Annotated in this window: 4 protein-coding genes; all 4 read left to right on the top strand. The window is 64.2% G+C overall.

The window, feature by feature from the left end; translation table 11 throughout:
• Window positions 1-1,112 (top strand): dicarboxylate--CoA ligase PimA (gene pimA / locus WCE35_RS06000; protein WP_424592430.1); only part of this gene is annotated, 1,112 nt, incomplete at its 5' end.
• Window positions 1,113-1,277: 165 nt separating this feature from the next.
• Window positions 1,278-2,468, top strand: a complete 1,191-nt coding sequence (gene pimC, locus WCE35_RS05995) for a pimeloyl-CoA dehydrogenase large subunit (protein WP_424592429.1) — start codon at window positions 1,278-1,280, stop codon at window positions 2,466-2,468.
• A gap of 155 nt (window positions 2,469-2,623) precedes the next feature.
• Entirely contained in the window at window positions 2,624-3,766 is a 1,143-nt protein-coding gene (pimD, locus tag WCE35_RS05990; RefSeq protein WP_424592428.1) for a pimeloyl-CoA dehydrogenase small subunit, read from the top strand.
• A 160-nt stretch (window positions 3,767-3,926) separates the two neighbouring features.
• Entirely contained in the window at window positions 3,927-4,700 is a 774-nt protein-coding gene (locus WCE35_RS05985; protein WP_424592427.1) for an SDR family NAD(P)-dependent oxidoreductase, read from the top strand.
• Window positions 4,701-4,714 lie beyond the last annotated feature (14 nt).

Raw genomic sequence — 4,714 nt, 5'->3', positions numbered from 1 at the left:
GCGCCGACGATGTCGCGTTGCTGCAATATACCGGCGGCACCACCGGACTCCCGAAGGGCGCGATGCTGAGCCACGGCAATCTGACATCCGCCGTGTCGGTCTATGACGTCTGGGGCAAGCCTTCCCGCGCCGAGCGCGATGCGATCGAGCGCGTGATCTGCGTGCTGCCGCTGTTTCACATCTTTGCGCTGACCGTGGTGCTATTGTCCTCGATCCGGCGCGGGCATCTGATCTCGCTGCACCAGCGCTTCGACGTCGCGGCTGTGATGCGCGACATCGAGGTCAAGCGTGCCACCTCGTTTCCCGGCGTGCCGACGATGTGGATCGCGATCGCATCGCTCCCCGATCTCGACAAGCGCGATTTGTCGTCGCTGGTGAGCTGCGGATCGGGCGGCGCGCCGCTGCCGGTCGAGGTGGCAAAAATCTTCGAGCGCAAGGTCGGGATGAAGCTCAAGAGCGGCTGGGGCATGACCGAGACCTGCTCGCCCGGAACCGCGCACCCGAAGGAGGGGCCGGACAAGCCCGGCTCGATCGGGCTGATGCTGCCGGGCATCGAGATGGACGTGGTGTCGCTGCAGGATCCGACGCAGGTGATGCCGACGGGCGAGGTCGGCGAGATCCGCATCCGCGGCCCGAATGTGACAAAGGGCTACTGGAACCGGCCGAAGGAGACCGCCGAGGCGTTTGTCGGCGATCGCTTCCTGACCGGCGACATCGGCTACATGGATGCCGACGGCTATTTCTATCTGGTCGACCGCAAGAAGGACATGATCATCTCCGGAGGCTTCAACGTCTATCCGCAGATGATCGAGCAGGCGGTCTACACCCACCCCGCCGTGCAGGAGGTGATCGTGATCGGCATTGCCGACGACTACCGCGGCGAGGCGGCAAAAGCCTTCATCAAGCTGCGCGCCGGCGAGAAGCCGTTTTCGGTGGAGGAGCTTCGCGCCTTCCTCGCCGGCAAGCTCGGCAAGCATGAACTGCCCGCGGCAGTGGCATTCGTCGACGAACTGCCGCGCACCTCGGTCGGAAAACTCTCGCGCCACGAACTGCGCCAGCAGCAGCCTTCGCCACAAATCAAACAGCAACTCGCATCGGGAGGTCGTTCGTGACCGACATTGGGAAAACGCGTCATTCCGGGGTGCGCCGCTTTGCGCAGGCCCGGAATCCATAACCACGATCGGGAGTATGGATTCCGGGCTCGCTCGCGTTGCTCGCGCCCCGGAATGACGGTCCTGAGTTAGTAGCCGATCATCATTCGCTCACAGGAGGATCCGATGGATCTCGCTTTCAGCAAGGAAGAGATGGCGTTTCGTGAGGAGGTGCGGGCCTTCTTCAGGGATCACGTGCCGCCGGAGACGCGGCGAAAACTGGTCGAGGGCCGGCATCTCTCCAAGGACGAGATGGTGGCCTGGTGGCGCATCCTGAACAGGAAGGGCTGGGGCGTCACGCACTGGCCGAAGGAATATGGCGGCACCGGCTGGACCTCGGTGCAGCATTACATCTTCAACGAGGAATTGCAGATGCATCCGGCGCCGGCGCCGCTCGCCTTCGGCGTCAGCATGGTCGGCCCTGTCATCTATACCTTCGGCAACGAGGCGCAGAAGAAGCAATATCTGCCGCGCATCGCCAGTGTCGACGACTGGTGGTGCCAGGGTTTTTCCGAGCCGGGCTCCGGTTCCGACCTTGCCTCGCTGAAGACCAAGGCCGAGCGCAAGGGCGACAAATATATCGTCAACGGCCAGAAGACCTGGACCACGCTGGCGCAGCACGCCGACATGATCTTCTGCCTGTGCCGCACCGATCCGGCCGCGAAGAAGCAGACCGGCATCTCCTTCATCCTGATCGACATGAAGTCGAAGGGCATCACGGTGCGGCCGATCCAGACCATCGACGGCGGTTACGAGGTCAACGAAGTGTTCCTCGACGATGTCGAGGTGCCCGTCGAGAACCTGGTCGGCGAGGAGAACAAGGGCTGGGACTACGCCAAGTTCCTGCTCGGCAACGAGCGCACCGGCATCGCCCGCGTCGGCGTGTCCAAGGAGCGCATCCGCCGCATCAAGGAACTGGCGTCGAAGGTGGAGTCCGGCGGCAAGCCCGTGCTCGAGGACCAGGGTTTCCGCGAAAAACTCGCCGCCGTCGAGATCGAGCTGAAGGCGCTCGAGCTGACGCAGCTGCGCGTGGTCGCCGACGAGAACAAGCACGGCAAGGGCAAGCCCAACCCGGCGTCCTCGGTGCTCAAGATCAAGGGCTCGGAAATCCAGCAGACCACCACCGAGTTGTTGATGGAAGTGATCGGCCCGTTCGCCGCACCCTTTGACGAGCATGGCGACGACGGCTCCAACGAGGCGATGGAGTGGACCGCCCAGATCGCGCCGAGCTACTTCAACAACCGCAAGGTCTCGATCTACGGCGGCTCCAACGAGATCCAGCGCAACATCATCACCAAGGCGGTGCTGGGGCTGTGAGCGGCCGGCCGCGAGAATTCGTAGGATGGGTTGAGCGAAGCGATACCCATCATCACAAGACCGAAACGGTGCGATGGGTTTCGCAAGCGCTCAACCCATCCTACAGGCGGCGTTCGAACAAAACGCTTCAGGCATGATTTGAGAAAGTAACTCACATGGATTTTGATTTGTCCGAGGAGCAGCGGCTTCTCAAGGAGAGCGTCGACGGGCTGTTGAACGACTCCTATGACTTCGACGCGCGCAAGAAATACATGAAGGAGAAGGGCGGCTGGAGCCAAGCCGTCTGGGGCAGGCTCGCCGAGCAGGGTCTGCTCGGCCTGCCGTTCTCGGAAGCCGACGGCGGCTTCGGCGCCGGCGCGGTCGAGACCATGATCGTGATGGAGGCGCTCGGCAAGGCGCTGGTGCTGGAGCCGTATCTGGCGACCGTCGTGATCGCCGGCGGTTTTCTGCGCCATGGCGCCTCCGCCGCGCAGAAGGCCGCGCACATCCCCGGCATCATCGACGGCAGCAAGACCTTTGCTTTCGCGCAGCTCGAGAAGAACTCGCGCTACGATCTCTCCGACGTCGCCACCACCGCCAAGAAGAAGGGTGGGGCCTACGTGATCGATGGCGAAAAATTCGTCGTGCTCAATGGCGAGAACGCCGACACCCTGATCGTGACCGCGCGCACCAAAGGCGCCCGGCGCGACAAGGCCGGCATCGGCGTGTTCCTGGTTCCGGCCGGCGCCAAGGGCGTCACCCGCAAGGGTTATCCGACCCAGGACGGCCTGCATGCGGCGGACATTACGCTGACCGGCGTCGAGATAGGCGGCGATGCCGCGATCGGCGATCCCGAGGACGGCTTGGCCCTGATCGAGCGCGTGGTCGACGAGGCCCGAATTGCGATGTGCGCGGAAGCGGTCGGCGCGATGGATGAATCGCTGAAAACCACCGTCGAATATCTCAAGACGCGAAAGCAGTTCGGCGTGCCGATCGGCAGTTTCCAGACCCTGCAGCACCGTGCCGCCGACATGTTCGTCGCGGTCGAGCAGGCCCGCAGCATGTCGATGTTCGCGACCATGGCCGCCGATTTCGACAACGCCAGGGAGCGCGCGACGGCGGTCGCGGCGGCGAAGGTGCAGATCGGCAAGTCGGCGAAATTCGTCGGCCAGCAGTCGATCCAGCTCCACGGCGGCATCGGCATGACCCAGGAGGCGAAGATCGGCCACTACTTCAAGCGGCTGACCATGATCGAGAACACCTTTGGCGACACCGACTATCATTTGCGCCGCGTCACCGACGGCGGGGGATTGGTGTAAGGCCCATCAACGTCATTGCGAGCCAACGGGTCGCGCGAATGCGCGCCCGATGACAGGCTCCGCGACGCAATCCATGCCGCGGCATAACGGATAGTTGGATTGCTTCGTCGCGTCGCTCCTCGCAATGACGGGAGGGGGCGAATCAGGAGCAACCGGCCAAATGAAAAACACCCCGTTCGATCTCACCGGACAAGTCGCGGTCATCACCGGCTCCAGCCGCGGCATCGGCCGCGCTTCCGCCGAGCTGCTCGCAAAGCTCGGCGCCAGGGTGGTGATCTCCAGCCGCAAGGCGGACGCCTGTGAGGAAGTCGCTGGTGGCATCGTCAAGGCCGGCGGCGACGCCCATGTCATCCCCTGCAACATCTCCCGCCCCGCGGAAGTCGAGGCGCTGATCGCGGGCACGACAAAACATTACGGCAGGGTCGACATCCTCGTCTGCAACGCCGCGATCAACCCCTATTACGGCCCGCTGCTCGACATCACCGACGAGGCTTTTGACAAGATCATGGGCTCCAACGTCAAGAGCAACATCTGGCTCTGCGCGCGCGCGATTCCCCAGATGGCCGCGCGCGGCAACGGCTCGGTGGTGATCGTGTCCTCGATCGGGGGCTTGCGCGGCTCGACCGTGATCGGCGCCTACGGGATTTCCAAGGCGGCGGATTTTGCGCTGTGCCGCAGCCTCGCCGGCGAATGGGGCCCGCGGGGCGTCCGCGTCAATTGCGTCGCGCCGGGCCTGGTCAAGACCGATTTCGCCCGCGCGCTGTGGGAGGACGAGGATCGGCTGAAGCGCCGCTGTGCCACCACGCCGCTGCGCCGGATCGGCGAGCCCGACGAGATCGCCGGCGCGGTGGCCTATCTCGCCTCCGACGCCTCCAGCTTCATGACCGGCCAGACCATCGTGGTCGACGGCGGCGTGACCACGGCGGCAGCGTGATCTCTTCCCTCTCC

This window comes from Bradyrhizobium sp. (assembly GCF_049691595.1).
Lineage (GTDB): Bacteria > Pseudomonadota > Alphaproteobacteria > Rhizobiales > Xanthobacteraceae > Bradyrhizobium.
Note: the sequence above shows the minus strand (reverse complement) of the source record. Positions and strands in the feature narration are given on the sequence as shown.

Excerpts from the sequence above, each read along its gene's own strand:
- pimC (WP_424592429.1), top strand. The coding sequence starts at position 1,278 with ATGGATCTCGCTTTCAGCAAGGAAGAGATGGCGTTTCGTGAGGAGGTG.
- pimD (WP_424592428.1), top strand. The coding sequence starts at position 2,624 with ATGGATTTTGATTTGTCCGAGGAGCAGCGGCTTCTCAAGGAGAGCGTC.
- WCE35_RS05985 (WP_424592427.1), top strand. The coding sequence starts at position 3,927 with ATGAAAAACACCCCGTTCGATCTCACCGGACAAGTCGCGGTCATCACC.